Source organism: Umezawaea sp., assembly GCF_036375055.1.
GTDB lineage: Bacteria > Actinomycetota > Actinomycetes > Mycobacteriales > Pseudonocardiaceae > Umezawaea.
On record NZ_DASUSQ010000127.1, the window covers coordinates 17,382 to 42,826 of the forward strand.

General features: G+C 69.8%; 26 protein-coding genes and 2 tRNA genes. 20 read left to right on the forward strand and 8 right to left on the reverse strand.

From position 1 onward, the window contains the following. Nucleotides 1-113: 113 nt before the first annotated feature. On the reverse strand, nucleotides 114-1,337 hold the full coding sequence (locus tag VFZ92_RS31915; RefSeq protein WP_259629317.1) for an NADP-dependent isocitrate dehydrogenase: 1,224 nt from the start codon (nucleotides 1,335-1,337) through the stop codon (nucleotides 114-116). Between the two features lie 192 nt (nucleotides 1,338-1,529). Here VFZ92_RS31915 and VFZ92_RS31920 point away from each other — a divergent pair, with 192 nt between their 5' ends. Both VFZ92_RS31920 and VFZ92_RS31925 read left to right on the forward strand, forming a co-directional pair. Beyond that, the gene (locus VFZ92_RS31920) at nucleotides 1,530-2,357 is read left to right on the forward strand and encodes a metal-dependent hydrolase (RefSeq protein ID WP_330879797.1); all 828 of its coding nucleotides are present in this window, start codon (nucleotides 1,530-1,532) and stop codon (nucleotides 2,355-2,357) included. A 98-nt stretch (nucleotides 2,358-2,455) separates the two neighbouring features. Further along, complete coding sequence (locus VFZ92_RS31925; RefSeq protein WP_330879798.1) at nucleotides 2,456-2,962, forward strand: hypothetical protein; 507 nt, start codon at nucleotides 2,456-2,458, stop codon at nucleotides 2,960-2,962. Here the strand turns inward: VFZ92_RS31925 and VFZ92_RS31930 are convergent. From VFZ92_RS31930 to VFZ92_RS31940, 3 genes are all read right to left on the reverse strand, one after another. Then, nucleotides 2,959-3,219 (reverse strand): Prokaryotic metallothionein, encoded by a 261-nt coding sequence (locus VFZ92_RS31930; RefSeq protein ID WP_330879799.1) that lies wholly within the window; start codon nucleotides 3,217-3,219, stop codon nucleotides 2,959-2,961. The two genes, VFZ92_RS31925 and VFZ92_RS31930, sit on opposite strands and share 4 nt — an antisense overlap. A 466-nt stretch (nucleotides 3,220-3,685) precedes the next feature. Next, nucleotides 3,686-3,760, reverse strand: a tRNA-OTHER gene (locus tag VFZ92_RS31935). 5 nt (nucleotides 3,761-3,765) lie between these two features. After that, a tRNA-Ser gene (locus VFZ92_RS31940) sits at nucleotides 3,766-3,839 on the reverse strand. A gap of 167 nt (nucleotides 3,840-4,006) precedes the next feature. Here VFZ92_RS31940 and VFZ92_RS31945 point away from each other — a divergent pair. After that, nucleotides 4,007-5,122, forward strand: a complete 1,116-nt coding sequence (locus tag VFZ92_RS31945) for a DnaJ domain-containing protein (protein WP_330879800.1) — start codon at nucleotides 4,007-4,009, stop codon at nucleotides 5,120-5,122. Here VFZ92_RS31945 and VFZ92_RS31950 read toward each other — a convergent pair. Next, nucleotides 5,098-5,784 carry a DUF2625 family protein gene (locus tag VFZ92_RS31950; RefSeq protein ID WP_330879801.1) on the reverse strand — a complete coding sequence of 229 codons (687 nt, stop codon included), beginning with the start codon at nucleotides 5,782-5,784 and terminating at the stop codon, nucleotides 5,098-5,100. The two genes, VFZ92_RS31945 and VFZ92_RS31950, sit on opposite strands and share 25 nt — an antisense overlap. Nucleotides 5,785-5,997: 213 nt before the next feature. On the opposite strand from VFZ92_RS31950, the gene VFZ92_RS31955 reads away from it, so the two are divergent. The 7 genes from VFZ92_RS31955 (at nucleotide 5,998) to VFZ92_RS31985 (ending at nucleotide 11,776) form a co-directional block, all read left to right on the forward strand. Beyond that, on the forward strand, nucleotides 5,998-6,417 hold the full coding sequence (locus VFZ92_RS31955) for a hypothetical protein (protein ID WP_330879802.1): 420 nt from the start codon (nucleotides 5,998-6,000) through the stop codon (nucleotides 6,415-6,417). A 78-nt stretch (nucleotides 6,418-6,495) separates the two neighbouring features. Further along, nucleotides 6,496-6,825, forward strand: coding sequence for a DUF6188 family protein (locus VFZ92_RS31960; RefSeq protein WP_330879803.1), 330 nt, complete (start codon nucleotides 6,496-6,498; stop codon nucleotides 6,823-6,825). Nucleotides 6,826-7,036: 211 nt separating this feature from the next. Next, nucleotides 7,037-7,468 (forward strand): hypothetical protein, encoded by a 432-nt coding sequence (locus VFZ92_RS31965; protein ID WP_330879804.1) that lies wholly within the window; start codon nucleotides 7,037-7,039, stop codon nucleotides 7,466-7,468. Nucleotides 7,469-7,706: 238 nt separating this feature from the next. After that, the gene (locus VFZ92_RS31970; RefSeq protein WP_330879805.1) at nucleotides 7,707-9,440 is read left to right on the forward strand and encodes a hypothetical protein; all 1,734 of its coding nucleotides are present in this window, start codon (nucleotides 7,707-7,709) and stop codon (nucleotides 9,438-9,440) included. An 18-nt stretch (nucleotides 9,441-9,458) separates the two neighbouring features. Next, nucleotides 9,459-9,743, forward strand: a complete 285-nt coding sequence (locus tag VFZ92_RS31975) for a hypothetical protein (RefSeq protein WP_330879806.1) — start codon at nucleotides 9,459-9,461, stop codon at nucleotides 9,741-9,743. A gap of 35 nt (nucleotides 9,744-9,778) precedes the next feature. After that, nucleotides 9,779-10,348: an HhH-GPD-type base excision DNA repair protein gene (locus tag VFZ92_RS31980; RefSeq protein WP_330879807.1), complete on the forward strand. Its 570-nt coding sequence runs from the start codon at nucleotides 9,779-9,781 to the stop codon at nucleotides 10,346-10,348. Between the two features lie 9 nt (nucleotides 10,349-10,357). Continuing rightward, the gene (locus VFZ92_RS31985; RefSeq protein ID WP_330879808.1) at nucleotides 10,358-11,776 is read left to right on the forward strand and encodes a serine/threonine-protein kinase; all 1,419 of its coding nucleotides are present in this window, start codon (nucleotides 10,358-10,360) and stop codon (nucleotides 11,774-11,776) included. Here VFZ92_RS31985 and VFZ92_RS31990 read toward each other — a convergent pair. After that, nucleotides 11,765-12,931, reverse strand: coding sequence for an MFS transporter (locus VFZ92_RS31990; protein ID WP_330879809.1), 1,167 nt, complete (start codon nucleotides 12,929-12,931; stop codon nucleotides 11,765-11,767). The two genes, VFZ92_RS31985 and VFZ92_RS31990, sit on opposite strands and share 12 nt — an antisense overlap. A gap of 107 nt (nucleotides 12,932-13,038) precedes the next feature. Here VFZ92_RS31990 and VFZ92_RS31995 point away from each other — a divergent pair, with 107 nt between their 5' ends. From VFZ92_RS31995 to VFZ92_RS32035, 9 genes are all read left to right on the forward strand, one after another. Further along, nucleotides 13,039-13,347, forward strand: coding sequence for an ArsR/SmtB family transcription factor (locus VFZ92_RS31995; protein ID WP_330879810.1), 309 nt, complete (start codon nucleotides 13,039-13,041; stop codon nucleotides 13,345-13,347). A gap of 230 nt (nucleotides 13,348-13,577) precedes the next feature. Further along, on the forward strand, nucleotides 13,578-14,228 hold the full coding sequence (locus VFZ92_RS32000; protein ID WP_330879811.1) for a hypothetical protein: 651 nt from the start codon (nucleotides 13,578-13,580) through the stop codon (nucleotides 14,226-14,228). 11 nt (nucleotides 14,229-14,239) lie between these two features. Next, nucleotides 14,240-17,431, forward strand: a complete 3,192-nt coding sequence (locus VFZ92_RS32005; RefSeq protein WP_330879812.1) for a helicase HerA domain-containing protein — start codon at nucleotides 14,240-14,242, stop codon at nucleotides 17,429-17,431. A gap of 13 nt (nucleotides 17,432-17,444) precedes the next feature. Beyond that, complete coding sequence (locus tag VFZ92_RS32010; RefSeq protein ID WP_330879813.1) at nucleotides 17,445-19,172, forward strand: AIPR family protein; 1,728 nt, start codon at nucleotides 17,445-17,447, stop codon at nucleotides 19,170-19,172. Between the two features lie 107 nt (nucleotides 19,173-19,279). Then, a complete protein-coding gene (locus VFZ92_RS32015; protein ID WP_330879814.1) occupies nucleotides 19,280-20,002 on the forward strand; it encodes an ABC transporter permease in 723 nt (240 codons plus the stop codon). Beyond that, a complete protein-coding gene (locus tag VFZ92_RS32020; protein WP_330879815.1) occupies nucleotides 19,995-20,792 on the forward strand; it encodes an ABC transporter permease in 798 nt (265 codons plus the stop codon). The genes VFZ92_RS32015 and VFZ92_RS32020 overlap by 8 nt, the downstream gene beginning before the upstream one ends. Further along, nucleotides 20,789-21,766 carry an ABC transporter ATP-binding protein gene (locus VFZ92_RS32025; protein WP_330879818.1) on the forward strand — a complete coding sequence of 326 codons (978 nt, stop codon included), beginning with the start codon at nucleotides 20,789-20,791 and terminating at the stop codon, nucleotides 21,764-21,766. Before VFZ92_RS32020 ends, VFZ92_RS32025 begins: the two co-directional genes overlap by 4 nt. A gap of 47 nt (nucleotides 21,767-21,813) precedes the next feature. Next, nucleotides 21,814-22,212: a bacteriophage spanin2 family protein gene (locus tag VFZ92_RS32030; RefSeq protein ID WP_330879820.1), complete on the forward strand. Its 399-nt coding sequence runs from the start codon at nucleotides 21,814-21,816 to the stop codon at nucleotides 22,210-22,212. A 125-nt stretch (nucleotides 22,213-22,337) separates the two neighbouring features. Beyond that, complete coding sequence (locus VFZ92_RS32035) at nucleotides 22,338-22,529, forward strand: DUF1918 domain-containing protein (protein WP_330879822.1); 192 nt, start codon at nucleotides 22,338-22,340, stop codon at nucleotides 22,527-22,529. A 50-nt stretch (nucleotides 22,530-22,579) separates the two neighbouring features. Here the strand turns inward: VFZ92_RS32035 and VFZ92_RS32040 are convergent, their stop codons facing one another. Together VFZ92_RS32040 and VFZ92_RS32045 are read right to left on the reverse strand one after the other, a co-directional pair. Then, nucleotides 22,580-23,392 (reverse strand): inositol monophosphatase family protein, encoded by an 813-nt coding sequence (locus VFZ92_RS32040; RefSeq protein ID WP_330879824.1) that lies wholly within the window; start codon nucleotides 23,390-23,392, stop codon nucleotides 22,580-22,582. A gap of 119 nt (nucleotides 23,393-23,511) precedes the next feature. Then, a complete protein-coding gene (locus VFZ92_RS32045; protein WP_330879826.1) occupies nucleotides 23,512-24,501 on the reverse strand; it encodes a malate dehydrogenase in 990 nt (329 codons plus the stop codon). 239 nt (nucleotides 24,502-24,740) lie between these two features. On the opposite strand from VFZ92_RS32045, the gene VFZ92_RS32050 reads away from it, so the two are divergent. Next, entirely contained in the window at nucleotides 24,741-25,310 is a 570-nt protein-coding gene (locus VFZ92_RS32050) for a pentapeptide repeat-containing protein (RefSeq protein WP_330879828.1), read from the forward strand. The last annotated feature ends 135 nt before the right edge of the window (nucleotides 25,311-25,445 follow it).

The following is a 25,445-nucleotide window of genomic DNA, read 5'->3' on the forward strand; positions in this document are numbered from 1 at the left end:
GACCTGTCCAGGACCATAGCGGTCCGGCCCACCCGCCCACCGGGCTTTCACCGATCCCGCACGACGGAGGGCCCGACCGGAACCGGTCGGGCCCTCCGCCTCACGAGATCAGATCAGAAGGAGGCCATCTTCTTCTGGAGGTTCTCGTCCAGCGTCGCGAGGAAGTCCTCGGTCGTCTGCCACTCCTGGTCCTTGCCCACGAGCGCGGCGAGGTCCTTGGTCATCTTGCCGCTCTCGACGGTCTCGATGACGACCTGCTCCAGGGTCTCCGCGAACTTGGTGACCTCGGGGGTGCCGTCGAGCTTGCCGCGGTGCTTCAGGCCACCGGTCCACGCGTAGATCGACGCGATCGGGTTCGTGGAGGTGGGCTTGCCCGCCTGGTGCTGGCGGTAGTGCCGCGTCACGGTGCCGTGCGCCGCCTCGGCCTCGACGGTCTTGCCGTCCGGGGTCATCAGGACGGAGGTCATGAGGCCCAGCGAGCCGAAGCCCTGCGCGACGGTGTCGGACTGGACGTCGCCGTCGTAGTTCTTGCACGCCCAGACGTAGCCGCCCTCCCACTTCATCGCGGCGGCGACCATGTCGTCGATCAGGCGGTGCTCGTAGGTGAGGCCCTTGGCGTCGAACTCCGCCTTGAACTCCTCGTCGAAGATCTTCTGGAAGATGTCCTTGAAGGCGCCGTCGTACGCCTTGAGGATGGTGTTCTTGGTCGACATGTAGACCGGGTAGTTGCGCTGCAAGCCGTAGGAGAACGAGGCGCGCGCGAAGTCCTCGATGGACTTGTTGAAGTTGTACATGCCCATCGCGACGCCGCCGTCGGCCGGGTACTCGGCGACCACGTGCTCGATCGGCTCGGAGCCGTCCTCGGGCTGGAACGTGATGGTCAGCTTGCCCGCGCCGGGGACCTTGAAGTTGGTCGCCTTGTACTGGTCGCCGTGGGCGTGGCGGCCGATGATGATCGGCTTGGTCCAGCCCGGCACCAGGCGGGGAATGTTCGAGATGATGATCGGCTCGCGGAAGACGACGCCGCCGAGGATGTTGCGGATCGTGCCGTTGGGCGAGACCCACATCTTCTTCAGGCCGAACTCCTCGACCCGCGCCTCGTCGGGCGTGATGGTCGCGCACTTGACGCCGACGCCGTGCTTCTTGATGGCGTTGGCGGCGTCGATCGTGACCTGGTCGTCGGTCGCGTCCCGGTGCTCGATGCCCAGGTCGTAGTACTCGAGGTTGACGTCCAGGTACGGGTGGATCAGCTTGTCCTTGATGAACTGCCAGATGATCCGGGTCATCTCGTCGCCGTCGAGTTCGACGACGGTGCCCTGCACCTTGATCTTGCCCATGTTCTCGGACTGCTCCCTTCGAGTTCCTACTCGCGACCCGCGCAAGCGGTACAAGCGTACTGCTAAAGCCTGATGGCCGTCGGTCGACCGTGACGTAAACGACGCCGCGACTTCACCGAGCCTGCCATGAGCCCCCGGAACGCGCGGAACTGACCGGTAGGTTCCGGTGATCACCTACGCTTCCCCGAACGAGTGATCTTGGGGGGGAAGCAGTTGTCCACGGGACCAACGCACGCCATGAGCGGACTGCTGGCGTGGGCCGCCGTCACGGCGTTCGCCGCCGAGCACCCGATCGGCCAGCTGGAGCCGCGGAGCTGGGCCGTCGGCGCCGTGCTGGCGACCGGGGCCGCCCTGCTGCCCGACCTGGACCACCCCGGCTCGACCGTGTCGCGCACCTTCGGACCGCTCACCCAGGGCATCTCCGGCGGGGTGAGCGCGGTCAGCGCGTTCGTCTACCGGACCACCCGCACCAAGCGCGACTCGAAGCGCGAGGGCGGCCACCGCGGGCTCACGCACACGCTGGTGTTCGCGCTGTTCGCCGCCGTCGGCACCACCGCGATCGTGCAGACCAGCGAGAAGTGGGTGCTGCCGCTGCTGATGTTCGTCTTCGCGGGCCTGGCCGTGCGCGGGATCATGAACGACTGGTGCCCCAAGCAGGACGCCCTGCTGATCACCGGCGCGTCGGCGGCGATCACCTGGATCTGCCTGTCGTGGACCGCGCAGACGTCCGCGAGCGCGGCGGCGTGCGGGCTGGCCGTCGGCATCGGCTGCGTCGCGCACTACCTCGGCGACGCGATCACCGAGCAGGGCTGCCCGATCCTGTGGCCGATCCCGCTGGGCGGCAAGACGTGGTTCGCCGTGGCCCCGCCCAAGGTCATGCGGATGAAGACCGGCGGCAAGGTCGAGATGGCCGTCGTCGGACCGATCATCACCGTGCTGTCGGTGTGGCTCTCGGCCGCCGCGCTCCAGAACGCGGGCGTGCTGCCGTTCCTCGGCGGGTTCGACCTGCTGCCGGTCTGACCGGCGGGGTTGTTCACCGACCAGCCATTCGGCGGCTACCGGCGCATCACCCGATCGGACTAGCCTCCACGCGCAGGACCAACGCCGAGGAGGCGCCGGTGCAGGGCAGCACCTGGCTGGGGCTGGACGCGGACCACCGCACCCCGGACGACGTCGACACGACCGCGCTCCACCTGCACGCCGCCCTGCTGCACACCGCCAGGGTGGTGTGCGCGCACGAGGTCGACGGGCACCACGCGATGTCGTTCCGGCTGGCCGAGCAGCCGTCGGAGAACACCATCTCCACGCTGGTCGAACGCGGCTACGGGGTGGCCGTGCACAACGGTTCCCTGCAACGGCTCGAAGGCCCGGAAGCGCTGCGGCGCGGGGCGCTGCGCGCCGCGCTCGCCCACCGCGACCGGGTCGAGGGCCGCGCGCTGCGGTTCCCCGGCCAGAGCGCGCTGCGCGGCAGGCACGGGGTGTCGGACGTGCTCGCGTTCAGCGCCATCGACGAGGTCCTGCCGCACGGCGTCAAGAGCGTCGACGCGCGCGGCGACCTCCGGCCGTCGTTCGAGCACGGGAGGCTGGTGCTGCGCTGCGCACCGGAACGCGGCCGGGGCGCCTAGCCGGGATGGGCGCCGACGGTGTCGCGGATCTGCGCGCCGAGGCCGCTCGCACCCTCGCGGGCGCAGTGGGCGCAGCAGAAGAACCGGCCCTCCACCTCGACGCCGTGGCCGAGGATGCGGCAGTCGCAGTGCTCGCACCGGGGCGCGAGGCGCTGGACCGCGCACTCGAAGCTGTCGAACGTGTGCACACCACCGCTCACCGTGCGCACCTCGAAGGCCATCCAGTAGTCGTTTCCGCACACGTCGCAGGTCGCCATGACGCGGAAGCCTGGGGCAGGTCCCACCCGCCCGCAACTTTTCGCCGCGCGACGGGCACGGCGAGCGCGCTGACCACCGACCGCTGCAGGGCGGGCCGGTGGCCAGCGCCTCCGATCAGCCGACGCCGTCCTGCACGACGGTGATCAGTTCACCGTTGGTCGCGCCTCCCGCGGGCTCCGGGGAGAACGCGCCACCGAGGTTCGGTCGGCCGACCGGGCGGCGGCGGGCATCCGGTCGGTGTCGAGGTGTTCGGAGCGTGATCGTTCGAGCACACCAAAGTTAAGTGGACTAGACCACTGAGTCAATGGCTCGCGCGTGTTTGGCCGAACTTCACCCCGCCCCGGCGGACGGGTCGGTCGGCGGGGGCCGGGGCCAGGAAGCCCTGGGGCTGAGGGGGTTCCACTCCGGGTGGACTCGACGCGCCCTCGACCGCGCGCGCCGACGGCAGGCGGAAGGGCGGACCAACGGACCAGGCCGGACTCGAACCGGCGTGCTCCCGCTCTGAGTGAGAGGGCGCGACAACCACTGCGCTACAGGTCCCCGTGTGAGCCGGGCCGGATTCGAACCGGCGTCCTCCCCACGTTCTGTGGAGCGCGACAACCACTGCGCTACCGGACTCGTGGTCCAGCTTAGTGGCTCCGCGTGGAGGTGGTGCCAGATCAAACCCAAAGGAGCAACGGGGGCGCGGCGGGGCGGCCGTCGACCGGTCGGGTGATCAACTCACGACGGGTCTGTTCGGCTGGTTCGGCCGCACGCAATAAGGTCTGCTCCGCGGGGTCACTGATGATGGGCGGTTTCGTGCACGCGGTCGACTACTACGAGGTGCTTGGCGTCGGGCGCAGCGCGTCCACCAGGGAGATCAAGTCCGCTTACCGGGCCCTCGCCAAGGTCGTCCACCCCGACGCGGGTGGCAGCGGGGACGGCTTCCGGACGCTCCAGGAGGCCTACGAGACGCTCCAGGACCCGGTGCGGCGGTTCCACTACGACCGCGCGGGCGCGACGACCACCGTCGCCACCAGGGCGGCGTCCCGGCACCGGCGGTCCGCGAAGCTGCGGGTGTTCGGCGACGACCCGACCTTCGTGCCGCCGCGGCCGAGGGTCGACCTCGGCGACCTCCCCTGGTGGCACCTGGTCGACCTGACGCAGCGCGTCCGGTACGTGCCGACGAGCGGCCCCGGCCACGCGCCCGCGCTGGCGGCGATCACGGGCTGGCTGCTGCTGTTCCTGGCCGTGGCGGTGTTCGGGTTCTCGCTGCTGCTGCTCGCGGTGTGGCTGCCGCTGGTGGCGGCCGCGGCCTCGGCGGCGTTCAAGCTGGTCCGCAAGCACCTGCGCACGGCGCGGGAGGACCGGGCGTTCGCCGGGCGGTTCGACACCGGCATCGTCTACGGCCAACCGGACGAGCGGCTCTGCGAGCGGTACAGCGCCGACGTGCTCGGCGAGTACCTGACCAGGCTGCCCGGCGCGCGGATCTTCCACGGCCTGTCGTGGCCGGGGTCGGTGTTCGCCGACGTCGACCACGCCGTGCTGTGCGGGAAGCGGCTCGTGCTGGTCGAGTCGAAGTCCTGGTTACCCGGCCACTACGGCGCGGACGACGACGGCACGCTGTGGCGCAACGGCCACGTGTTCCGCGGCGGCGGCACGATGCTGCCCGAGGGCCTGGCGGCCTACCGGCGAGCGCTGCCGGACGTCGAGGTGCGCGGCGCGCTGCTGCTCTACCCGAGCCGCGCCGGGGAGATCACCACGGACGAGGACGAGAACCAGGAGGTCGTGCCGATGACGCCCGACCAGTTCGTGGAGGTCTTCGGCGAGTGGTTCGCCGAAGACCCCGCGACCGTCGACCGCGAGGCGCTCCGGGTGCTGCTGAACCAGGTGGTCGCTCAGGCCCGCGCGGCGGGCGCCTGAGCGACGAGGTCGTCCGGCCCCTTGCCCGCGAGCTGGCGCGCGGTGTCCACGTACAGGTCGAGCAGCAGGCTCATGTCCACGATCTTGCGGCGCACCTGGTCGGCCTTGGTGCCCTCCTTGGTGAACGGCGGCGGGAAGAGCGTGATGCCCTCCCACGGTGCCGCGCGCGCCGCCTCGGAACGCCAGTCGGGCCAGTAGCAGTCGGCGTAGAACTTGGTCAGCGCGCCGCCGAGGAACCACTCCAGCATCCCGCTGTAGGTCGAGTCGATGCTCTCCCACTCCAGCGTGTCCGGGGCCCAGTACCAGAGGCCGCCCGGCGGACCGTCCAGCGCGGTGCCGTTGAGCGCGAAGCGGCCGCCGAGCAGGTCGTAGCCGACCGTCATCTTGCCCACCTCCTCGTACTCGCCGAGGGCGGGCAGTGCTCCGCCGCCGCCGAGCAGGCGGACCCAGTTGTCGATGACGAGGCCACCGGTGTGCAGGGCGATCGCGCCGAGCGCGGACCCCGCCGTCACCTGGAGCCGGTGCAGCGTGCGCCGCGCCGACTCCGGGCCGACCGGCAGCACTTCCACCGACAACTCGGACTTCTGGATCAATCCCTGCACCCAGGGCCATGCGGGACGGTCGACGTCGACGAGATCCTCGACCTGACGTGGTGCGCTCACCCGACCATTCTCACCTACTCCGGGGCTTCAATCACCCATTCCGGGGCACCGAGCTTTTCAACTTCTACTGGACGTAACCGTGGGGAAGAACACGTAACGTTCGAGCCGTGTGGTGCGAGCGCTGTTCACAGGTCTCTGATCAGGCGTTGAGCGTCAGGCCATGATCGACCGCGAGTCGCCGAGCAGATCAGCCGACTCTGTAGCTTGGCCCACATGAGCGCCGACCTGGTGGGCCGATGGAGCGTCGACTACGGCTACCACAGCGCGATGGAGGACGAGGAGCTCGTGTTCCGCGCCGACGGCACCGGCTGGTGCGAGTGGGCGCGGCCGGGGATCTGCGAGTTCACCGTCTTCGACTGGACGCCCACCGGACCGGGCGCCGTCCGGATCGTGCCGACCCGCACGGCGCGGGGCGAGTTCGAGGCGATCGTGGAACTCGACGTGCCCGAGCCGGTCGACGTCGAGTACTCGATCGTCGAGGAGTCGAGGCCGCTCTACCCCGGCATGGAGGTGCTCGCGCTGCGGATGGCGCTGCCCTTCGCCGTGTTCCCGGCCGAGAGCTACGGGCTCGTCAACCGCGAGACCCCGGAGGGCGACCGGCCCTACGTGTCGTGGTTGGACGACGAGCTGTAACCGTCCCGGCCTCGTATCGCGGACGCCACGGCCTTACATTGCCCGCGAGACCACTAGTCAGTTCGGAGCGTTACAACCATGCAGTCGCATCACGAGTTGGTCGGCACGCAGGTCTGGCGGACGTCGTTCGACCACCAGGTCCGCCTCACGCTGGTCGCGCACCCGCGGCTCAGCGCCGAACTCGTCGTGGAGGTCCCGTTCCAGCTGTGCGACGGGACGGGCGGGAAGCACGAGATCAAGCCGGGTGAGCCCGGCACGCTCACACCCGTGCTCGGGCTGTTCATGAAGACCGTCGCCTCGGTCGACGTGACCGACGAGGAGTCGCTCACGCTGACGTTCGAGGACGGCTGGTCCCTCGCGGCCCGGCCGGAGGGCGACTTCGAGTCGTGGAGCATCGTGGAGCTGTGAGGCGTTCCCCCCAGGAACATTTACCGCCAATGGGTGCAGAAGCGCGACAAACCGTAATCAGATTCTCTCCGCTCCACGGAATTCGCTAGTCCGAAGCGGTGAACCTCGCGAATAATTCGAACGACCTCTTTCCGAACTCCTGAGCTCCGTTACCTTGGGGCGTCGGCGCCACCGAACCGGTGAAGCTGATTCACGGAGACCTGGCGGGGGCATGGAGCACAACGAGGACGAAGTCGGCGACCGAACGCACAACGAACACTCGGGCGCGGCTCACCACGCCCTGCAAGCACGCGACATCCAGGGGGGAATCAACTTCCACACCACCACCCCGGAACCGCTGCCACCGTGGCCCAGGAGTTATACGGCCGCCGCGTACGGGGCGCTTTTCGCGGTGACGAGCGCGTACTCGTACACAATCGGCAAGATAGACCTGTCGGTCTGGGACTGGCTGAAACTGACCCTCAGCGCAACGATCCTCATCCCGGTCTTCATCACCACCGAGTACCGCCTCCAGGGCACAGAATTCGCACCACTGCGATTCCTCGCGGCGACCGTGCTCATCGCGTTGGCGATCAACCAGGGCCCGAGCCTCCTACCGGGCCTCGTGCCACTGCTGTCGAACTGGATAATCTGGCGCTTCTGACGGACGGTGACCGCGCCCGGCTTCGCGATCACCGCAACGAAGCCTTCCCACCGAGCGGCTCGACCGGGAACGCGCGGAACACACGACGATCACCGGGAAGTATTGGATCTTCTTCTCCATGGTCCAACCGGATGAACGCCCACCCTCCTCCGTAACGCGCAGTTACAGCAGCCCGATGGCTTGAGTACATCAGATGGCGGACCTGGTGCGTTGCTCACGATGGGGAGGGAACGCGTCCATGGAGCCGTCGCAGAACCACGATGCCGGTGCACGTCCGCCAGCCACCACCGGTGTCATCACCTACCTCTTCCTGACGATCAGCCCATTCCTCTTTCTCGTGGACTGGGTGCACGAACTTCCCACGAACACCTTCTGGTCGCTCGTGACGATCGTCGCCGTCCTGTACGTCCGCACCGCCCTCGACACGGCATCGAGGAAACTGCTCAATCGCAAGTCGAAGGGACGCAGGAATTTCAAGGGGTCGATCGACGAGGAAACTTTGACGTCCCTCCAAGACTCCCTGATGTCCAACGCCGAACGCATGACCGTGGACCAGGTCCGCTACTTCGCGTTGTCAGTGCTCGCACCTCAGGTGATCCGCCGGAGGGTGACCGACGAGTACACGCCCGGCAGGCGAACCCTCACGAAGTCCGTGACGGTCGAACTGGACCTGTACCACCAGTACGTCAATGGTGCCGGGCCCACGAACGACGACCTGTTCATCGCGTTGACGCTTCCGCGAAAGGGAGCGCTGTACGACCAGCTGCGCACCTCGGACTGCTCAGGCAAGCTGTTGCCGTCGCTCTCACACCGGGAATACCGCGAGCTGGCCGCGAGGACGCTGCGCACCCTCCTGCAATCGGCGCTCCCCGACGGGAAGCTCACCAACGAGGCGGTGTCCGCCGAAAAGCTGGCGCTCACGGAGATCCTCCGCTTTTCCAGGGTAGTGCGCGACGAGAACGAAACCGACCGGGAGTTCATCAGACGGGACGTCGAGCAAGACGCCAAGAGAAAGGCGGCCTTCGCCGCGATCAAGGCTCTCGGCGACGATGACAACCACTACCTGAAGCTGGCGGTGGAGTTCACCGCCAAACTTTCCACCCACTACGCGATAGTCGTGGTCGTACCGACGAACGGATCTGCGCGCTCGATCGTGACCTACTCCAGGGTGATCATCCCCGACCTCTGCCTAGCCAACCTCACTAGCAGAGAAGGAATCAGGGACCGTCTGCGCATGGCGTTGGGGCTCCGCCCCAGTTCGTTGACGATCAGCGCGCGGAACGCCGCGTCCTGCCACAGCTACCACCTGATCGTCGCGGCGAGTTCCGACCTGTTCCTCGGCGACTTCGACACCAGTTCGGTGCTGCGAATCCAGCGGACCGACGAACCGCGCCTGGAGCCCTACTGGCGTGTGCGCGGACGCCGTGGCCAGAACTACTTCCACCTCTACGGCCGCTCCCTGGTCTCGAGCGACAAGGACCTGAACGTCAGCATGCACTTCCACGAGATCCCTCCGGGTTCGGTGGGACGCGCTTTCACCGCCGCACTGACGACGTGCCTCGTGGTGCTCCTCGTCGGCTTTCTGTCGTACGCCGCCGTGGACCTCGGCGGCGTGGACAGCCAGGTGGCCTCGTTCCTCCTGGCCGTGCCCGGACTCGCCGCCGCCTGGATGGGTTTCGAGACGCGACCGGACCAGCTCTTCGAGGGCACCGTCATCTCCCGGCTCTCCCTGGTGTCGACCTTCATCCTGTCCTTCAGCGCGAGCGTCATGCTGATGTTGAACAAATCCGGTCTGGTGGTCCCCACGGGACACGAGATCTTCTTCTTCGGGAAAACCGACGTGTGGTGGTCGATCCTCGGCTTCCTCGCAACGCTGCACATGATCACGATGGGCAGCATCTGGTGGCTGCGCAACCGCGTCTACCGAAGCCTGACCACACGACCGGTCGGCGATTCGGCCGTCATCGCGTAACCGCGACAGGAGGAAGCCATGCGGTTCAGAGAACTGGTTCTCGGCAGGTCGACCGTCGAATACAGGAGCTACCTCCGCAAGGAGCGCAGGCTCAACGAAGCCGGGCAGAAGGACCTCAAGGAGTCGCGCTGGGTCGCTGCGGAGGAGGACTGGCCCGTCCACCATTCGGCAGACGTGCCCGATCGAAAGGCTGCCGAACTGATCTGGTCCAGAACGTTCGCCGTGGTGGCGGAACGGATTCAGGACAGTTTCAAGGAGCGCCCGGTATCCGATTCCGCCCAGGACGGCAAGAATCCCGTGTGAAGCCGGTCGACGCGTGTCGTGCCACGATGGTGCCCATGACCCGCACGCTCTGCCTCGCCCAGGATCCGGCGTCCGACGAACTGCTCGCCAAGGACCCGTTCGCACTGCTCGTCGGAATGATGCTGGACCAGCAAATCCCCATGGAGAAGGCCTTCAAGGGGCCGAAGGTGATCGAGGAGCGCCTTGGGGCCTTCGCGGTGCGGGAGATCGCCGAGATGGACGAGGGTGAGTTCGTGGTGGTGGCGTCGACGCCTCCCGCGATCCACCGGTTCCCCGGGTCGATGGCCAAGCGGGTGCAGGAGTTGGCCCGGTACGTGGTCGAGCACTACGACGGTGACGTGTCGCGGATCTGGGCCGACGGGGACGGGGCCGCGGTGCTCGGGCGGCTCAAGAGCCTGCCTGGGTTCGGGGATCAGAAGGCGCGGATATTCCTCGCCCTGCTGGGCAAGCAGAGGGGGGTGGAGCCCGACGGGTGGCGGGACGCTGCCGGGGACTACGGGGTGGCCGGGGCTCGGCGGAGTGTGGCCGACGTGGTGGACGCGGTGTCGCTCGGTGAGGTGCGGGAGTTCAAGAAGGCGGCCAAGGCGGCGGCGAGGAAGACGTAAAGTCCTCGGGTGCACATTCCCGGACTGACGAACCTGCAACCGCTCGGGTCCGGCGGTTTCGCCACCGTCTACCGCGCGCACCAGGTGCAACTCGGGCGCGACGTCGCTGTGAAGATCGACAACCGGGTGCTGGGCAACGAGCGCGACCGGCGGCGGTTCCTGCGCGAAGCCCATGCGGCGGCACGGTTGTCGGGACACCCGAACGTGGTCGCGGTGCACGACGCGAACATCACGCCGCAGGGCACGCCGTACCTCGTGATGGAGCTGTGCACGGGCGGGTCGCTGCACGACGTGCTGAAGAAGAACGGGCCGCTGCCCGCCGAACGGGTCCGGAACCTCGGGGTGCAGCTGGCCGACGCGCTGGCGGCGGCGCACGCGGAAGGCGTGCTGCACCGGGACATCAAGCCCGCGAACATCCTCGTCGACCGGTACGGCACGGCGAAGCTCGCGGACTTCGGGTTGGCCGCGCTGCTGGACGCGGCGGGTGGCAGCACGGTCACGCGGGACGCGCTGAGCCCTAGCTACGCGCCGCCCGAGGCGTTCGCGATGGCGGCGCCGACCGTGGCGGGCGACGTGTACACGTTGGCCGCGACCCTCTACGACCTGCTGGCGGGCAAGCCGCCGCGGCCGGTGCCGTGGCCGATCACGTCCTTCGACCACCTCGGCGAGGTGCTGCGCTCCCCCGTGCCGCAGGTGCCCGGTGTGTCCGACGAGTTCCACCAGATCCTCGCGCGCGCCCTGCACCCGGACGTGTCGGCTCGGACGCCCACGGCCGCGCGGTTGCGGGACGAGCTGCGCGGCACGGAGCCTCTGCCCTCGCCCGTTCCCGCCGGGTCGCCGGTCCGCCAGGCCCCGGCGACGGTGCCGGGGCCGAGGAGGCGGTGGCCGGTCGCCGCCGCCGCGGTGGTCGGGGCCGTCGCGATCGGCGTCGGCGTGTGGTCGCTGGTGCCGAGGGGTGACGGAGGTGGCGGCGGGACGACGTCCGGCACCGGCGGCACGTCCGCCACCGGAACGGCGCGGCAGGCCGCTGACGAGCTGCCGCCGCCGTTCCTCAAGGCCTGCGCGACGGGCTACTGCGTCGCGGAACCGGCCTGCTTCCGGGGAATGGTCTCGATCGGCGGCCAGGCGACCACGGCCCGCAAGGCCGCCAGCTGCTCCGACCAGCACTTCTGGGAGGCCTTCGCCGGCGGGTGGCTGTCGGGTGGGATCCCCGAGGTCGACAGCGACGAGCTGCTGACGGCTCCGGAGATCGCCGGTGTCTGCACGAAGGCCGCGATGGCGGCCAACACCCGGCCCACGGTCGACACGTCGACCTGGCAGCTCGGCGTGGTCGGCTTCGAGGAGGGTGACCGCAACTACTTCCTCTGCATGGGTTCTCCCGAGGAGGGCGGCGAGTTGACGACGAGCGCGTTCGGGTCAGGCGGCTAGCAGGACCGGCTCCGGGGTGCGCGTCACGCGGCGGGCGTGCACCAGGAGACCGAACGCCACCAGTGCCAGCACGCCCGCGATCGGCGGGAGCAGGGTGATGCCGACGCTGTCGATGACGAGTCCGCCGAAGACGCCCGACAGGCCGACGCCGAGGTAGATGGCGGAGGCGTTGAGGGACAGCAGCAGTCCGCTGTTGGTCGGTGCGAGCTCGATCAGCCAGTTCTGGATGGGCGGGTTGACCGACCAGGTGAACAGGCCCCAGACGAACAGCGCGATGCCCGCGGTGACGGTGGTCGTGGTGGTGAGCGGCAACGTCACCAGCACGGCCGTGAAGACGGTGAAGACGACGTACAGCAGGCGCTGGCTGCCGAAGCGGTCGGTGAGCCTGCCGCCGAGCGAGTTGCCGATCGCGCCGCCGACGCCGTAGGCGAACAGCAGCAGCGAGATCACCGTGCCGTGCACGCCCGCGGTCGTGGCGAGCAGCGGCGAGATGTAGGTGAACACGCTGAACGCGGCAAGGCAGGCCAGGACGGTCATGCCGAGGACGGGGACGACGCGGCGGTCGGCGGCGACGGCGAAGCGCTCGCGGATGCTCACGACGGGCGGCGCGGCGACCTGCGGGACGCCGAGGCGGACGATGACGGCCGCGATGAGCGAGGCTGCGCCCACGAGCGCGAAGACGCCCTGGTAGCCGATCGAGCCGCCGAGGAGGCTGCCCGCGGGGACGCCGATGATCAGCGAGAACGTCAGCCCGCCGAAGACCGTGGCGACCGCGCGGCCCCGGTGCTCGGGTGCGGTGAGCGCGGTGGCGACGAGCGTGGCGGCGGGTGTGTAGGCGGCGGCGCCGACGGCGCTGACCACGCGGGCCGCCATGAGCAGCGGGTAGTTCGGGGCGAGGGCGGACAGGACGTTGCCGAGCGCGGAGACGGCCAGTGCGACGACCAGCAGCTCGCGCCGGTTCCAGCGGCCGGTGAGGGCGGCGAGGACGGGGGCCGCGACGGCGTAGGACAGCGCGAACACGGTGAGCAGCTGGCCCGCGGTGGACAGCGACACGTCGAGTTCCCGGCTCACGGCGGGCAGCAGCCCGGACAGGATGTAGCCGCTGGTGCCCACGGTGAAGGCGCCGGCGGCGAGCAGGTAGGTGCGGGCGGACATCGGACTCCCAGCGGCGGACATCGGACTCCCAGCATCGGCTCAATGGTTCGACGCTGACCGTACTACGACTTTCGTCGAACTACGACCGTTGTCGTACTATGGGTGACATGGACAACGCCCTGGAGCACCCCGACCGGAACGAGATCCGGATCGAGGCCGTCCTGCACGCGCTCGCCGACCCGGTCCGCCTGACGATCGTGCGCGCCCTCGCGACGTCGGACACCGGCATCGCCTGCGGGGCGCTCGAACTCGACGTCAGCAAGTCGACCCGCACCCACCACATCCGCACCCTCCGCCAGGCGGGCGTGGTCCACGTGCGCCCGGAGGGGACGTCCCGGATCAGCACGCTGCGACGGGACGACCTGGACGCGCTGTACCCCGGCCTGCTCGACGGCGTGCTCGCGGCGGAGCGCTGAACGCATTCCCCGAACGCTGATTCCGCAATTATGCGGAATTAGCGTCAAATGCCCCGACATACCGCCGAACGAGTCTCCGGACCAGCGAGCGGATCGATTTCCAGCGGTGGCCGTGACTTTCTCGCGACCATTCACCGCTCCAGTCGAGCGAACCGCTGACCTGCTGGGGTACGGACAGCTAGGGTTGGCCGCGTTCAGCTCCCTGCCTGTCCCATTGGAGATCGCGCGCGGTGGACTTTCTACTCGGCCTTCCCGAAAAATCCGCACTGCTGGCCCTCATGCTGATCGTCGAGGAAGCGTCCAACACGGACATCCGCGAGCAGTACGGCTTCACGATCGACAAGAGGGTTCGCGACCGCCTCGTCGGTTCCGGGTACATCACCGCCCGCAAGTCCAGGGAACTGCGCGGCGCGTTCGTGCACGAGCTCACCGAAGCGGGCTGGAAGCAGTGCCGCGAGGAACTGGCCGCGGCGACGCCGTCCGGCGTGCAGAAGGGCTACCGGCTGCTCTTCGGCCTCGCCCGCGCCCTCGACGGCCACCTGACCAGGTCGCGCCTGGAGATGGCCGACGTCTTCGTGCCGGGCAGGGCGGCGGCGGTCCCGACCGCTCCGCGGGCCGTCGACCCCGAGGCGGAGATCCGCGCGGCGTACGACGCGCTGGTGTCCCGGCCGGGTGCCTGGGTGAACCTGAGCAGGCTGCGCGACGCGCTCCCCCACCTGTCGCGCGACGAGGTCGACGAGGCGCTGGTGCGGCTCAACCTGGAGCCGTGGGCCTACCTGATCCCCGAGGCCAACCAGAAGACCCTCTCCGAGGCGGACCGCGAGGCGGCCGTCCACGTCGGCGGCGAGGACAAGCACCTGCTGTCCATCGACCGCGGCTGAGGCCACCGGCCATGGACGAGCTGGAGCGCAAGGCCCTGGAGAACCTGCGGTTCGACTGGGCACCGACCCCCGAGGACGTCTGGGACTCGACCACGCCGCACGTCGAGGGGCTCAACGACGGCGCGCTGAAGGCGGTCATGGACGCCTACGAGGACGCCAGGGCGAGCCGCGGGTCGAGCCCGCTCGGCGTGGCCATCACCGGCCAGCAGGGTTCCGGCAAGACGCACATGCTCGGCGCGGTGCGGGCCGAGGTGCAGCGGCGGGGCGGGTACTTCTTCCTGGTGAGCCTGCTGCACGGCAGCGACTTCTGGCAGAACGTCGTCCACGCGCTGCGCACCGGCCTCCAGTACCCCGGCTGGGGCGGCGAGGCGCAGCTCACGGTCGCGCTGGGCAGGCTGGCGAACCGGCTGGAGCTCACCGACGAGGTCCGGCGGCAGGTGGTCGGGGCCGCGCCGATCACCAGGCGGGCGCTCGACGACGTCGTCCGCGCGCTGGGCGGGCTGGACCCGCAGCGCGGCCACGGGTGCAGGCACACCGCCAGGGCCCTGGTCCTGCTCGCGTCGAAGGACCTCGCGGCGGGCGAGGTCGGCGAGTCCTACCTCATCTCGGCGGGCGAGGCCGTGCCCGGCGAGCGGGCCGAGTGGGGCATCCACCCCGATCCGAAGAGCCCGCACCAGATCGCGGGCGAGCTGTCCCGGCTGCTGTCGCTGACCGGTCCGAGCCTGGTCGCCGTCGACCAGATCGACACGCTGATCTCGCAGTCGTTGAACCCGACCGACGAGCACCAGCCCGCGCTGGCGGGCGCGGCCGAGGACGTCCTGCTCGACCAGATCGGCCACGGCCTGATGGCCATGCGCGAGACGATGCAGCGCACGGTGTCCGTGGTCGCCTGCCAGGACCAGGTGTGGGAGAGCCTCGGCAGCCGCACCAACGGCGCGGTGGTCTCCCGGTTCCGCCAGGCGACGCGGTTGAAGGCGGTGCCGTCGGCGGAGATCGGGCTCGCGCTGGTCGTGACCCGGTTCGAGCCGCGGTTCAGGGCCGTGGGCTTCGAGCCGCCGTTCCCGAGCTGGCCGGTGCTGCCCGAGGCGTTCGCCGGGGCCGTGCACTTCACGCCGCGGCAGCTGTACAAGGAGATCGACCAGCACGTCAGGACCTGCCTGGACGCGGGCACCCTGGTGACGCTCGCGAGCCTCACCAGCCGGGTCGGCCTCACGCCGCGGCGCAAGCAGCGGGCCGAGACCGCGTCGGACGAGCAGGTGCACGCGCTGGACGAGCGGTTCGCCGAACTCGTGCGGGGCGCCGACCCGAGTGCCGCGCTGGACAAGGGCAGCGAGGACTCGCGGATGCCCGAGCTGCTCGACGCCGGGCTGCGCACCTACGTCTTCGAGCAGGGCGACGAGCGCGAGCAGTACTCGCTGGACCCCAAGCCGAGCGCGAACCCCCCGCTGCACGCGCGGCTGCGGCGGATGCTGGACGAGAAGACCGACGACCAGGCGCACTGGTCGTTCCGCTCGATCGCCAGCCCCGACGCCAGGGCCGCGCAGAACCGGATCCAGCGGCTGCTCATCAACGCGGGCCTCGACCCGGACGTGCTGAAGCGCAAGGCGTTCCTGCTGCGCACGGGCCCGTGGAAGACCGGGACGAAGAAGACCGGCGAGGTGCTGGAGGCGTTCCGCGCGGCGGGCGGGGTGTTCCTCGACCACGTCGACACCGACGACCTGAAGGCCTTCGCCGCGCTGGAGGCGCTGTGGACCGACAACCCTCCCGGCTTCAAGCCGTGGCTGGAACAGCGCAGGCCCGCGAGCACGACCGCCTTGTTCCGCGCGGTCTTCGGCGAGCCGGACCCGGCGCCGGAGCACCGGGAGCCCGCGTCCCCCGTCCCGCACGACGACCACTCGGGGTGGCCGGACGAGGACCTCGACGTGGTCGAGGCCCCGGTGCCCGCACCGCAGGTGCACGCCGTCCCGCCGGGCTTCCTCTCGCTGGGGCGGAGCGCGGACACCGGCGAGCCGGTGCCGATCCCGCTGGAGGCGCTGCGGAAGCACGCGGTGATCTTCGCGGGGTCCGGCTCCGGCAAGACCGTGCTGATCCGCAGGCTGCTGGAGGAGTGCGCGCTCCAGGGCGTGTCCGCGATCGTGCTCGACCCGAACAACGACCTGGCCCGGCTGGGCGACGCGTGGCCGTCGCCACCGGCGGGGTGGAACGCCGGTGACGACGCCAGGTCCGCCGACTACCTGGAGCACACCGACGTCGTGGTCTGGACGCCCGCCTGGGAATCGGGGCGTCCGCTGAGCTTCCAGCCGCTGCCCGACCTGGCCGCGCTGGCGGGTGACCCCGACGAGTTCCGGCTCGCGCTCGACACCGCCGTCGCGGGTCTGGCGCCACGGGCCCGCGCGGACGGCTCGACCGTGAAGGCGGACCTGGCGCGGGCGGTGCTGAAGGAGGCGCTGGCGTACTTCGCCCACACCGGCGGCGGGAGCCTCGACTCGTTCCTCGACCTGCTCGGCGACCTGCCGGACGGCGTCACGTCGCTCACCAAGGGCCAGGCGATGGCCGAGGACATGTCCCAGACCCTCACCGCGGCCATGATCAACGACCCGCTGTTCGGCGGCTCGGGCACACCGCTCGACCCAGGGGTGCTGCTCACGCCCGCGCCGGGCAGGCGAGCCCGGATCTCGGTGATCAGCCTCATCGGCCTGCCGTCCGACGAGCAGCGGCAGAGCTTCGTCAACCAGCTCCAGATGGCGCTGTTCGCGTGGATCAAGCAGAACCCGGCGGGCGACCGGCCGCTGGGCGGGCTGTTCGTGATGGACGAGGCGCAGACCCTGGCGCCGTCGGGCGCGATGACCGCGTGCACGTCGAGCACGCTGGCGCTGGCCTCGCAGGCCCGGAAGTACGGGCTGGGGCTGGTGTTCGCCACGCAGGCGCCCAAGGGCATCCACAACCGGATCGTCGGCAACGCCGCCACGCAGTACTTCGGCTTCATCAACAGCCCGACGCAGGTCGCCGCCGCCAAGGAGATGGCGGCGGCCAGGGGCAGCACCGTCCTGGACATCTCCCGGCTGAACGCGGGCCAGTTCTACGCGGTCGGCGAGGGCATGCCGTTCCAGAAGGTCCACTCGCCGATGTGCCTGAGCCACCACCCGTCCAGCGCGCTGACCGCCGAGGAAGTCCTGGTCAGGGCCCGTACCGAACAGCACTAGAGGGGACCCGCGCGTGGACCTCGTCATCCAGGGGCTCGTCAAGGAGTTCCAGGACGTCCAGAGCCTCACCGAGCTGCCGCGGAGCGAGGCGTTCGAGGCGTTCGCCGCCTACTGCGTGCTCAGCTCCTACTACGAGGGCGAGTTCAGCCCCGACGACCACCGCACCGGCGGTGGCAACGACCTGGGGATCGACGCGTTCGGCGTCGTGGTCAACGGGGAGCTGTGCCACGACGTGGAGGAGGTCAGGGCCGCCGTGGACGCGGTCTCGAAGCCGGACGTCCAGATCGTCGTCGTGCAGGCCAAGACCACGTCCGGGTTCGAGACGAAGGTCGTCTCCGACCTTGCCGACAACCTGTGCCACGTCCTGGGTTCCGACCCGCTCGCCTACCAGGCCTCCGAGGACGTGCGGAACCTCCGCGACTGCGTGAAGGCGGTCTACGGCGACATCGGCAAGCTGTCCAGCAGGCTGCCGCAGCTGCACGTCCACTACGTGACCACCGGCGACACCGTCGCGGACCTGGTGGCGCAGAAGGCGCACTCCGCGGAGAAGCAGCTCGCCGAGCCGGGGCTGTTCGAGACCGTCGAGTTCCACTGCGTGGTCCGCGGCGAGCTGCGCAAGCTCTACCGGAGGGCGACCACCAAGGTCGCGGCCACGTTCCCGATGCCGAAGAAGGTGTTCTTCCCCAAGGTCCCCCACGTCGACCAGTCCCTGCTGGGCCTGCTGGCGGCGAAGGACCTCGTCCACCACGTCCTCTGCGACGAGGCGGGGCGGCTGCGCAAGACGCTGTTCAACGACAACGTGCGCGACTTCCAGGGCTACAACGACGTCAACTCCGAGATCCGCGACACGCTGCGCGACCCGGTGCGGCGGGAGCGGTTCGCCGTCCTCAACAACGGGATCACCATCGTGACGCGGGGGCTGACGGTGGTCGGCGACGACGTCCACGTGGACGACTTCCAGATCGTCAACGGCTGCCAGACCTGCCACGTGCTGTTCGAGCACCGCGACCAGCTCACCGACGCCGTCCACGTCAGCGTGCGGATCGTGCACTCGCAGGACGAGGACCTCATCAACGGCATCGTGGCGGCGACGAACCGCCAGACCGTCGTCACCGAGGAGGACCTGACCGTCCGCGAGGAGTTCCACCGGTTGCTGGAGGACCACTTCCACCGCGGCCGGGACAAGCAGCGGAGCCTGTACTACGAGCGGCGGTCCAAGCAGTACAGCGAGAGCAAGCACGTCGAGAAGACCCGCGTCATCACCAGGGCCCAGCTCACCCGCGCCTACGTCGCCATGTTCCTGGAGGAGCCCTCCCGGTCGGGGCACCTCAAGACGCTGCTCGCCGCCCGCGGCAAGGAGCTGTTCTCCCCCGACCAGCAGCCGATCGTCTACTACGCCGCGGCGGCCACGTTCTACCGGGTGGAGTGGCTGATCCGGAACCGGCGCATCCCCACGGGCTACAGCCCCGCCCGCTACCACCTGCTGGCCGCGATCAAGCTGCGGCTGCTCGGGTCCGACCGGGTGCCGCCCTCGTCGAAGGCCGCGGTGAAGCAGTGCGAGCGGATCCTCGACCTCGTCTGGGACGCCAACGAGTCGGAGCGCCTCGTCCTCGAACTGCTCGACTCGCTCCAGCGCGCGATCGACGCCGAGACCGGGCTGGGGGTGCGGCTGGGCGAGATGGTGCGCACCCAGAGGTTCGCCGAGCGCGTCCGCCGCGAGGTGCTCGGCCCGGCCCGGTAAACCGCTTGCGCGCCGCCGTAGCGTTGACCGACGTGCGTGCGTGGGGTTCCAGTCAGTTCCGGCTCGCGGTGGCCGGTTTCCGGAGGTATTCGACCTATCGACAGGCGATGCTCGCGGGCTCGGCCACGAACGTGGTGTTCGGCCTGCTGAGGATGGCCGTGCTGCTGGCGGCGCTCGAATCGTCGCCGAGCGGGCGCATCGCGGGGTACGACGTGGCCGCGACGGTGACCTACGTGTGGCTCGGGCAGGGCCTGCTGTCCTTCGTGGTGCTGTGGGGCGACACGGCGCTGGCCGACCGGATCCGGTCCGGGGACGTGGTGGTGGACCTGTACCGGCCGTGGGACCTCCAGTGGGCGCTGGCGGCGGAGGACCTGGGGCGGGCGGCGTACTGCGCGGTGACGCGGCTGGTGCCGCCGGTGCTGGTCGGGGCGCTGCTGTTCCCGTTCCGGTGGCCGACGCCCGAGCGGTGGCCGGTGTTCGTGGTCAGCGCCGTGCTGGCCGTGCTCGTGAGCTTCGGGATGCGGTTCCTGGTGAACGTGTCCACGTTCTGGCTGATGGACAACCGCGGTGTGGTCGCCCTCTACGGCGTGGGGACCTCGATCCTCTGCGGGTTGACGGTGCCGCTGGACTTCTTCCCCGAGTGGGCGCGGTTCGTGCTGTGGTTCACGCCGTTCCCCGGTGTCGTGCAGGGGCCGATCGACGTGTTCATCGGTCACGGTCCCCTGTGGACGACGGTGGGCCACCAGGTGTTCTGGGTGGTGGCGCTGTTCCTGGGCGGCAAGCTGGCGCTCGCGCGGGCCGTGCGGAGGGTCGTGGTGCAGGGTGGCTGACGCGATCTACCGGAAGATCCTGCACGCGCGGGTGCGCGGGCAGCTGTCGTACCGGGGCTCGTTCCTGCTCGACTGCCTGGCGCAGGCCATCGCGCAGGGCGGGGAGCTCCTGGTGATCCTGGTGCTGTTCAACCGGATCACCGCGCTCGGCGGGTTCTCGGTCGACGAGGTGCTGCTGGTGTACGCGTTCGCGGGTACCGCGTTCGGGTTGTCCGACCTGTTCGCCGGGCAGCTGAACGCCCTGCCGACCTACATCCGGCAGGGCACGTTCGACGTGCTGCTCCTGCGGCCGTTGGGGACGTTGCCGCAGCTCATGGCCTCGGACCTGCCGTTGAAGCGGATCGGGCGGGTGTTCGCCGGGCTCGTGGTGCTGGTCTACGCCCTGCTGCACAACGACGTCGTGTGGACGCCGTGGTCGATCGGGCTGCTGGTCGTGACGCCCGTGGCGGGGGCGGTGATCTTCAGCGCGATCTGGGTCATCGCCTGCTCCGTGTGCTTCTGGCTGGTGGACGGGCAGGAGCTGACGAACACCGTGACCTACGGCAGCAACACGTTCACCTCGTACCCGATCAGCGTGTACTCGGGCTGGCTGCGGCGGCTGATGGCGTTCGTGGTGCCCGGCGCGTTCGTCGCGTACTACCCGGCGCTGGCGGTGCTGGGCAAGCCCGACCCGCTCGGGGCACCGGCCTGGCTGGGGTGGGTGTCACCGGTCGTCGCCGCGCTGGTCGCGGGCCTGGCCGCGGTGACCTGGACGTTCGCCGTTCGACACTACCGAGGGACTGGATCATGATCGAGGTGCGCGACCTGCGTCGGGAGTTCCGCGTCAGCGAGAAGGCGGGGTTCCTGCGGCGCACGCACCGCACGGTGGCGGCGGTGGACGGGGTCAGCTTCGACGTGGCGGCCGGGGAGGCCGTCGGGTACGTCGGGCCGAACGGGGCCGGGAAGTCGACCACCATCAAGATGCTGACCGGCATCCTGGTGCCGACGTCGGGGACCGTGCGGGTGTCCGGCGTCGACCCGTCGCGGCAGCGCAAGGAGCTGGCGCGGCGGATCGGCGTGGTGTTCGGGCAGCGCAGCCAGCTCTGGTGGGACCTGCCGCTCCAGGACAGCTTCGAACTGCTGAGGGCGATCTACCGGGTGTCCACACCGGACTTCACCGCGCGGCTCGCGGAGTGCGTGGAACTGCTGGAGCTGGGGCCGTTCCTGACGACCCCGGTGCGGCAGCTCTCGCTGGGCCAGCGGATGCGCGGGGAGGTCACGGCCTCGCTGCTGCACGCCCCCGAGCTGCTGGTGCTGGACGAGCCCACGATCGGACTGGACCTGGAGTCCAAGGAACGGCTGCGGGAGTTCCTGGCCGAGCTGAACACCACGCGCGGCACGACGCTGCTGCTCACCACGCACGACCTGGACGACATCCAGCGGCTCTGCCCGAGGCTGGTGGTCATCGACCACGGGACGGTGCTCGCCGACGGCCCGCTGGCCGACCTGCGGGCCGAGGTCAGCCCGGAACGGGTGCTCGTGGTCGACCTGGAGGTGGCCGTTGCACCGCTGGCGGACCTGCCCGGCGTCACCTCGGTGCGGGTGGAGCTGGGGGGCAAGCGGCAGCACCTGGCGTTCCGCCGGGACGTGACCACGGCCGCCGCGCTGATCACCGCCGTGGCGGCGCGCGCCGAGGTGCACGACCTCGCCGTCGTGGAGCCGGAGATCGACGACGTGGTGCGCCGCTTGTACGAACGCCGACACGAAGGAGCGGAGTGTCGGTAATGTCGGAGTTCCGCAAGACAGTCGAGTGAAGACAAACTGGAGTCCCCATGCGCGCTTCCCGGTCAGTGGCCACCGTCGTGCTGGCGCTCGGACTGGCAGGTGCTGCCTCCGGGTGCGATGCCGTGAACGAGGCGACCAACGCCGCGAACTCGGTCAACGACGCCGCGAACAAGGTTCAGCTCTGCCTCGACGCGGTGAAGCTGATCGGCTTCACGCCCGACCTGAGCAACCCGCAGGCAGCGGTGGACGACGCGCACAAGAAGGCCGAGGAGATGACCAAGCTCGCCGAACAGGCGGGGGACGCGACGCTCAAGCAGGCCCTCGAAGCGTCGGCCCAGCAGCTCAGCTCGGTCACCCTGAGCGACCTCGACCCGGCCTCCGCGGCCGGGTGGCTCCAGGAGAAGCTCGACAAGCTCAACGCGTTGAACACCGCCTGCGCCAACTGACGAACTTTCACCCACGTGTTCGCACCCGTTGGGGGAACACGTTTCCACCGGGTGAAACCAAACCTTGGTGGCCTGTTGCCCGCCGTCCCGGCGTCCTACGCTGTTGGGCATCGGGAGGTGTAGAGATGCAAGCATTGGTAGGCGACCGGTTGCACGTCCACAGCCGCGTGGTCGGCGTCGAGGAACGTCTCGGAGAGATCCTCGAGGTTCGCGGCCGTGAAGGTGCTCCCCCGTACCTGGTTCGCTTCGTGGACGGGCACGAGGGCCTGGTGTACCCAGGACCCGACTGCCTCGTCGAATCGCGGTCGAACAGCTGAACCCGTCGCCAAGGCCGGAAACGGCCTTGGCGGCAGCGGGTCGGCCTCCCTCACCCCAGAGCGACCTCGATCAGCGCCTCGGCCAACTGGGGCGTGGCGGCCGCGACCCCCGACCAGCGCCGCGTCAGGTCGTGGTCGAACGTGAACGGCCTGCCCCGCAGGTCGAGCAGCACACCACCCGCCGCGGGCACCGTCACCAGCGCCGCGGCGAGGTCCATGATCCTGTGCGTGTCCGATCCGACGTCGATGAACGCGTCCACCGAGCCCTCCGCCACCAGCGCCGTCTCCAGGCACGTGGTGCACAGGACGCGAATCCGATCGGCCCGAGCGGCAACCCGCTGCCACGCCTCCTCGGTACCGCGCTTGGGCCGCATCAGGCAGACGGAAGCACCGTCCAACGCCGTGCGCCCGGTGGTCCGGTAGGGCGTCGGCTCACCAGCACGCGCCCACCAAGCCCGCCCGGTGTCGAACCACACGGTCAACGCCTCGCTGGGCACCCCGTCGCGCACCACAACACCGGCGAAGCACGACAGCGGAACCCCGAACGAAGCGTTGGCGGACCCGTCCACCGGGTCGATCACCAGCGTCTCGGCGGACCCGTTGTCGATGAACCCGGCCTCCTCGGACAGCAGGTTCGCACCGGAGCGCTTGGCCGCGTCCGCGATGGCACCCTCCACGATCGCGTCGACCCGCATGGTCGGCGTGCCGTCAGCGCCATCGGCGACCTCCTCGCGCAACTCCAGCCGGGTGTGGGCCAGCCGGGCCTCGCCGTAGGCCGCGGAAGCGGCGCGGGCGGTGGCGGCCAACGCGGGGTGGACGTCAGCGGGCAACTCGGGTTCCGGCACGGGCCAGGTGATGCGCAACGAGCGCCTCCTTGCACGGGGAGTGGACTCCGGTCTTCCTACCAGGAAACCGGCAGCCGCGGCCCACGACAGACCAAAGGGGCGGCCCGACCGGACCGCCCCTCGGGAGAAGAACCAGCTCAGATCAGCCCGAGGGCCTTCACGGCGTCGCGCTCCTCGACCAGCTCGGCGACCGAGGCGTCGATCCGCCCGCGGGAGAACGAGTCGATCTCCAGCCCCTGCACGATCTCGTACCGACCACCCGAAGCGGTGACCGGGAACGACGAGATCAGCCCCTCCGGCACCCCGTAGGACCCGTCGGACACGACGGCCGCGGACGTCCAGTCACCCTCGGGCGTCCCGTTCACCCACGAGTACACGTGGTCGATGGCCGCGTTGGCGGCGGACGCCGCGGAGGACAGCCCACGAGCCTCGATGATCGCCGCACCGCGCTTGGCGACGGTGGGGATGAACGTCCCCTCCAGCCACTCCTGGTCGTCCACCGCGGAAGCGGCGGACACGCCGTTCACCTCGGCGTGGAACAGGTCCGGGTACTGGGTGGCGGAGTGGTTGCCCCAGATCGTCAGCTTCTTGATCTCGCCCAACGACACGCCGAGCTTCTTCGACAGCTGCGCCAGCGCCCGGTTGTGGTCGAGGCGGGTCATCGCGGTGAACCGCTCCGCGGGCACGTCCGGCGCGTGCTGCTGCGCGATGAGCGCGTTCGTGTTGGCCGGGTTGCCGACCACCAGCACGCGGACGTCCTCCGCCGCACCGGCGTTGATCGCCTCGCCCTGGGGCTTGAAGATGCCGCCGTTGGCCGAGAGCAGGTCGCCGCGCTCCATGCCCTTGCTGCGCGGGCGGGCGCCGACGAGCAGTGCGACGTTCACGCCGTCGAACGCGGTCTTCGCGTCGTCGGTGATGTCGATGCCGGACAGCAGCGGGAACGCGCAGTCGTCGAGCTCCATGGCGGTGCCCTCGGCGGCCTTGACCGCCTGCGGGATCTCCAGCAGGCGCAGGCGGACCGGGGTGTCCGGGCCCAGGAGCTGGCCGGAGGCGATGCGGAACAGCAGTGCGTAGCCGATCTGGCCGGCCGCACCGGTGACGGTGACGTTCACGGGCGTGCGGGTCATGAGCCTTCCCGAATGACGGTCCAGGGGGCGGAGTCCTCGGGTGGCACGACCACTAGGCAGGACTGACCTGTCAGCGGCGGTCTCTGCACCGGGACCGCGCGCCGGGCGTTTTCGCCCGGCTCCCGCAGGTTACCAACTGGTCATCGTCCGCCGTCGGTGCGGTGAGCAGCCTCTCAGGTGGTTAGGTGTTCGACGTGGACGACGAAGTGATCATCGGCGAGGACTTCGCCGACGCGGTGATGTTCCAGGAGACGTGGGAACGGCGGACCTTCGACCGCTGCGACTTCAGCGAAGCGGACATGCGGGGCTTGGTGACCAAGAGCTGCACGTTCACCAACTGCACGTTCGCCCGCACGGACCTCGGCGATTCGAAGCACACGGCGACGGCGTTCCGCTCGTGCACGTTCGACCGGACGGTGCTGTCCGGGGCGTCCTTCACGTCGTGCAGCCTGCTCGGGTCGTCGTTCACGGCGTCCGTGCTGCGGCCGATCTCGTTCCACGAGACCGATCTCACGCTGGCCAGCCTCGCGGGGGTCACCCTGCGCAAGGTCGACCTGCGGGGGCTGCGGATGCGCGAGGCGAACCTCAGCGACGCGGACCTGCGGGACACCGACCTGCGCGGCACCGACCTCCAGGGCGCCCGGCTGCTCGGGGCGAACCTGGGTGGCGCCGACCTGCGCGGCGCGCGGCTGGACGCCAACGGCTGGGTGCAGGCGAAGATCGCGGGAGCCACGGTGGACCTGTCGATGGCCATCGCCTTCGCCGCCGCCCACGGCCTGGTCGTGGAGGAACTGGGCGACGGGAGCTAGCCGGACGGGCCGCCCGCCCCGCTGCGGGGCGGGCGGCCTCCGGTCACGGTGCACAGCGGTGGTCTTCCCCGCCGACCATCTCGTCTCCCCGGACGTCACCTCGCGGTGGGCGCTTCCCGGTAGCTCGCACGGGGG

Bases quoted from the DNA above. Each gene is read 5' to 3' on its own strand.
- VFZ92_RS31915 (WP_259629317.1), bottom strand. From the start codon at position 1,337: ATGGGCAAGATCAAGGTGCAGGGCACCGTCGTCGAACTCGACGGCGAC.
- VFZ92_RS31930 (WP_330879799.1), bottom strand. From the start codon at position 3,219: ATGGCGACCTGCGACGTGTGCGGAAACGACTACTGGATGGCCTTCGAG.
- VFZ92_RS31945 (WP_330879800.1), top strand. From the start codon at position 4,007: ATGGGCGGTTTCGTGCACGCGGTCGACTACTACGAGGTGCTTGGCGTC.
- VFZ92_RS31955 (WP_330879802.1), top strand. From the start codon at position 5,998: ATGAGCGCCGACCTGGTGGGCCGATGGAGCGTCGACTACGGCTACCAC.
- VFZ92_RS31960 (WP_330879803.1), top strand. From the start codon at position 6,496: ATGCAGTCGCATCACGAGTTGGTCGGCACGCAGGTCTGGCGGACGTCG.
- VFZ92_RS31965 (WP_330879804.1), top strand. From the start codon at position 7,037: ATGGAGCACAACGAGGACGAAGTCGGCGACCGAACGCACAACGAACAC.
- VFZ92_RS31970 (WP_330879805.1), top strand. From the start codon at position 7,707: ATGGAGCCGTCGCAGAACCACGATGCCGGTGCACGTCCGCCAGCCACC.
- VFZ92_RS31975 (WP_330879806.1), top strand. From the start codon at position 9,459: ATGCGGTTCAGAGAACTGGTTCTCGGCAGGTCGACCGTCGAATACAGG.
- VFZ92_RS31980 (WP_330879807.1), top strand. From the start codon at position 9,779: ATGACCCGCACGCTCTGCCTCGCCCAGGATCCGGCGTCCGACGAACTG.
- VFZ92_RS31990 (WP_330879809.1), bottom strand. From the start codon at position 12,931: ATGTCCGCCCGCACCTACCTGCTCGCCGCCGGCGCCTTCACCGTGGGC.
- VFZ92_RS31995 (WP_330879810.1), top strand. From the start codon at position 13,039: ATGGACAACGCCCTGGAGCACCCCGACCGGAACGAGATCCGGATCGAG.
- VFZ92_RS32005 (WP_330879812.1), top strand. From the start codon at position 14,240: ATGGACGAGCTGGAGCGCAAGGCCCTGGAGAACCTGCGGTTCGACTGG.
- VFZ92_RS32015 (WP_330879814.1), top strand. From the start codon at position 19,280: ATGCTCGCGGGCTCGGCCACGAACGTGGTGTTCGGCCTGCTGAGGATG.
- VFZ92_RS32025 (WP_330879818.1), top strand. From the start codon at position 20,789: ATGATCGAGGTGCGCGACCTGCGTCGGGAGTTCCGCGTCAGCGAGAAG.
- VFZ92_RS32030 (WP_330879820.1), top strand. From the start codon at position 21,814: ATGCGCGCTTCCCGGTCAGTGGCCACCGTCGTGCTGGCGCTCGGACTG.
- VFZ92_RS32035 (WP_330879822.1), top strand. From the start codon at position 22,338: ATGCAAGCATTGGTAGGCGACCGGTTGCACGTCCACAGCCGCGTGGTC.
- VFZ92_RS32045 (WP_330879826.1), bottom strand. From the start codon at position 24,501: ATGACCCGCACGCCCGTGAACGTCACCGTCACCGGTGCGGCCGGCCAG.
- VFZ92_RS32050 (WP_330879828.1), top strand. From the start codon at position 24,741: ATGTTCCAGGAGACGTGGGAACGGCGGACCTTCGACCGCTGCGACTTC.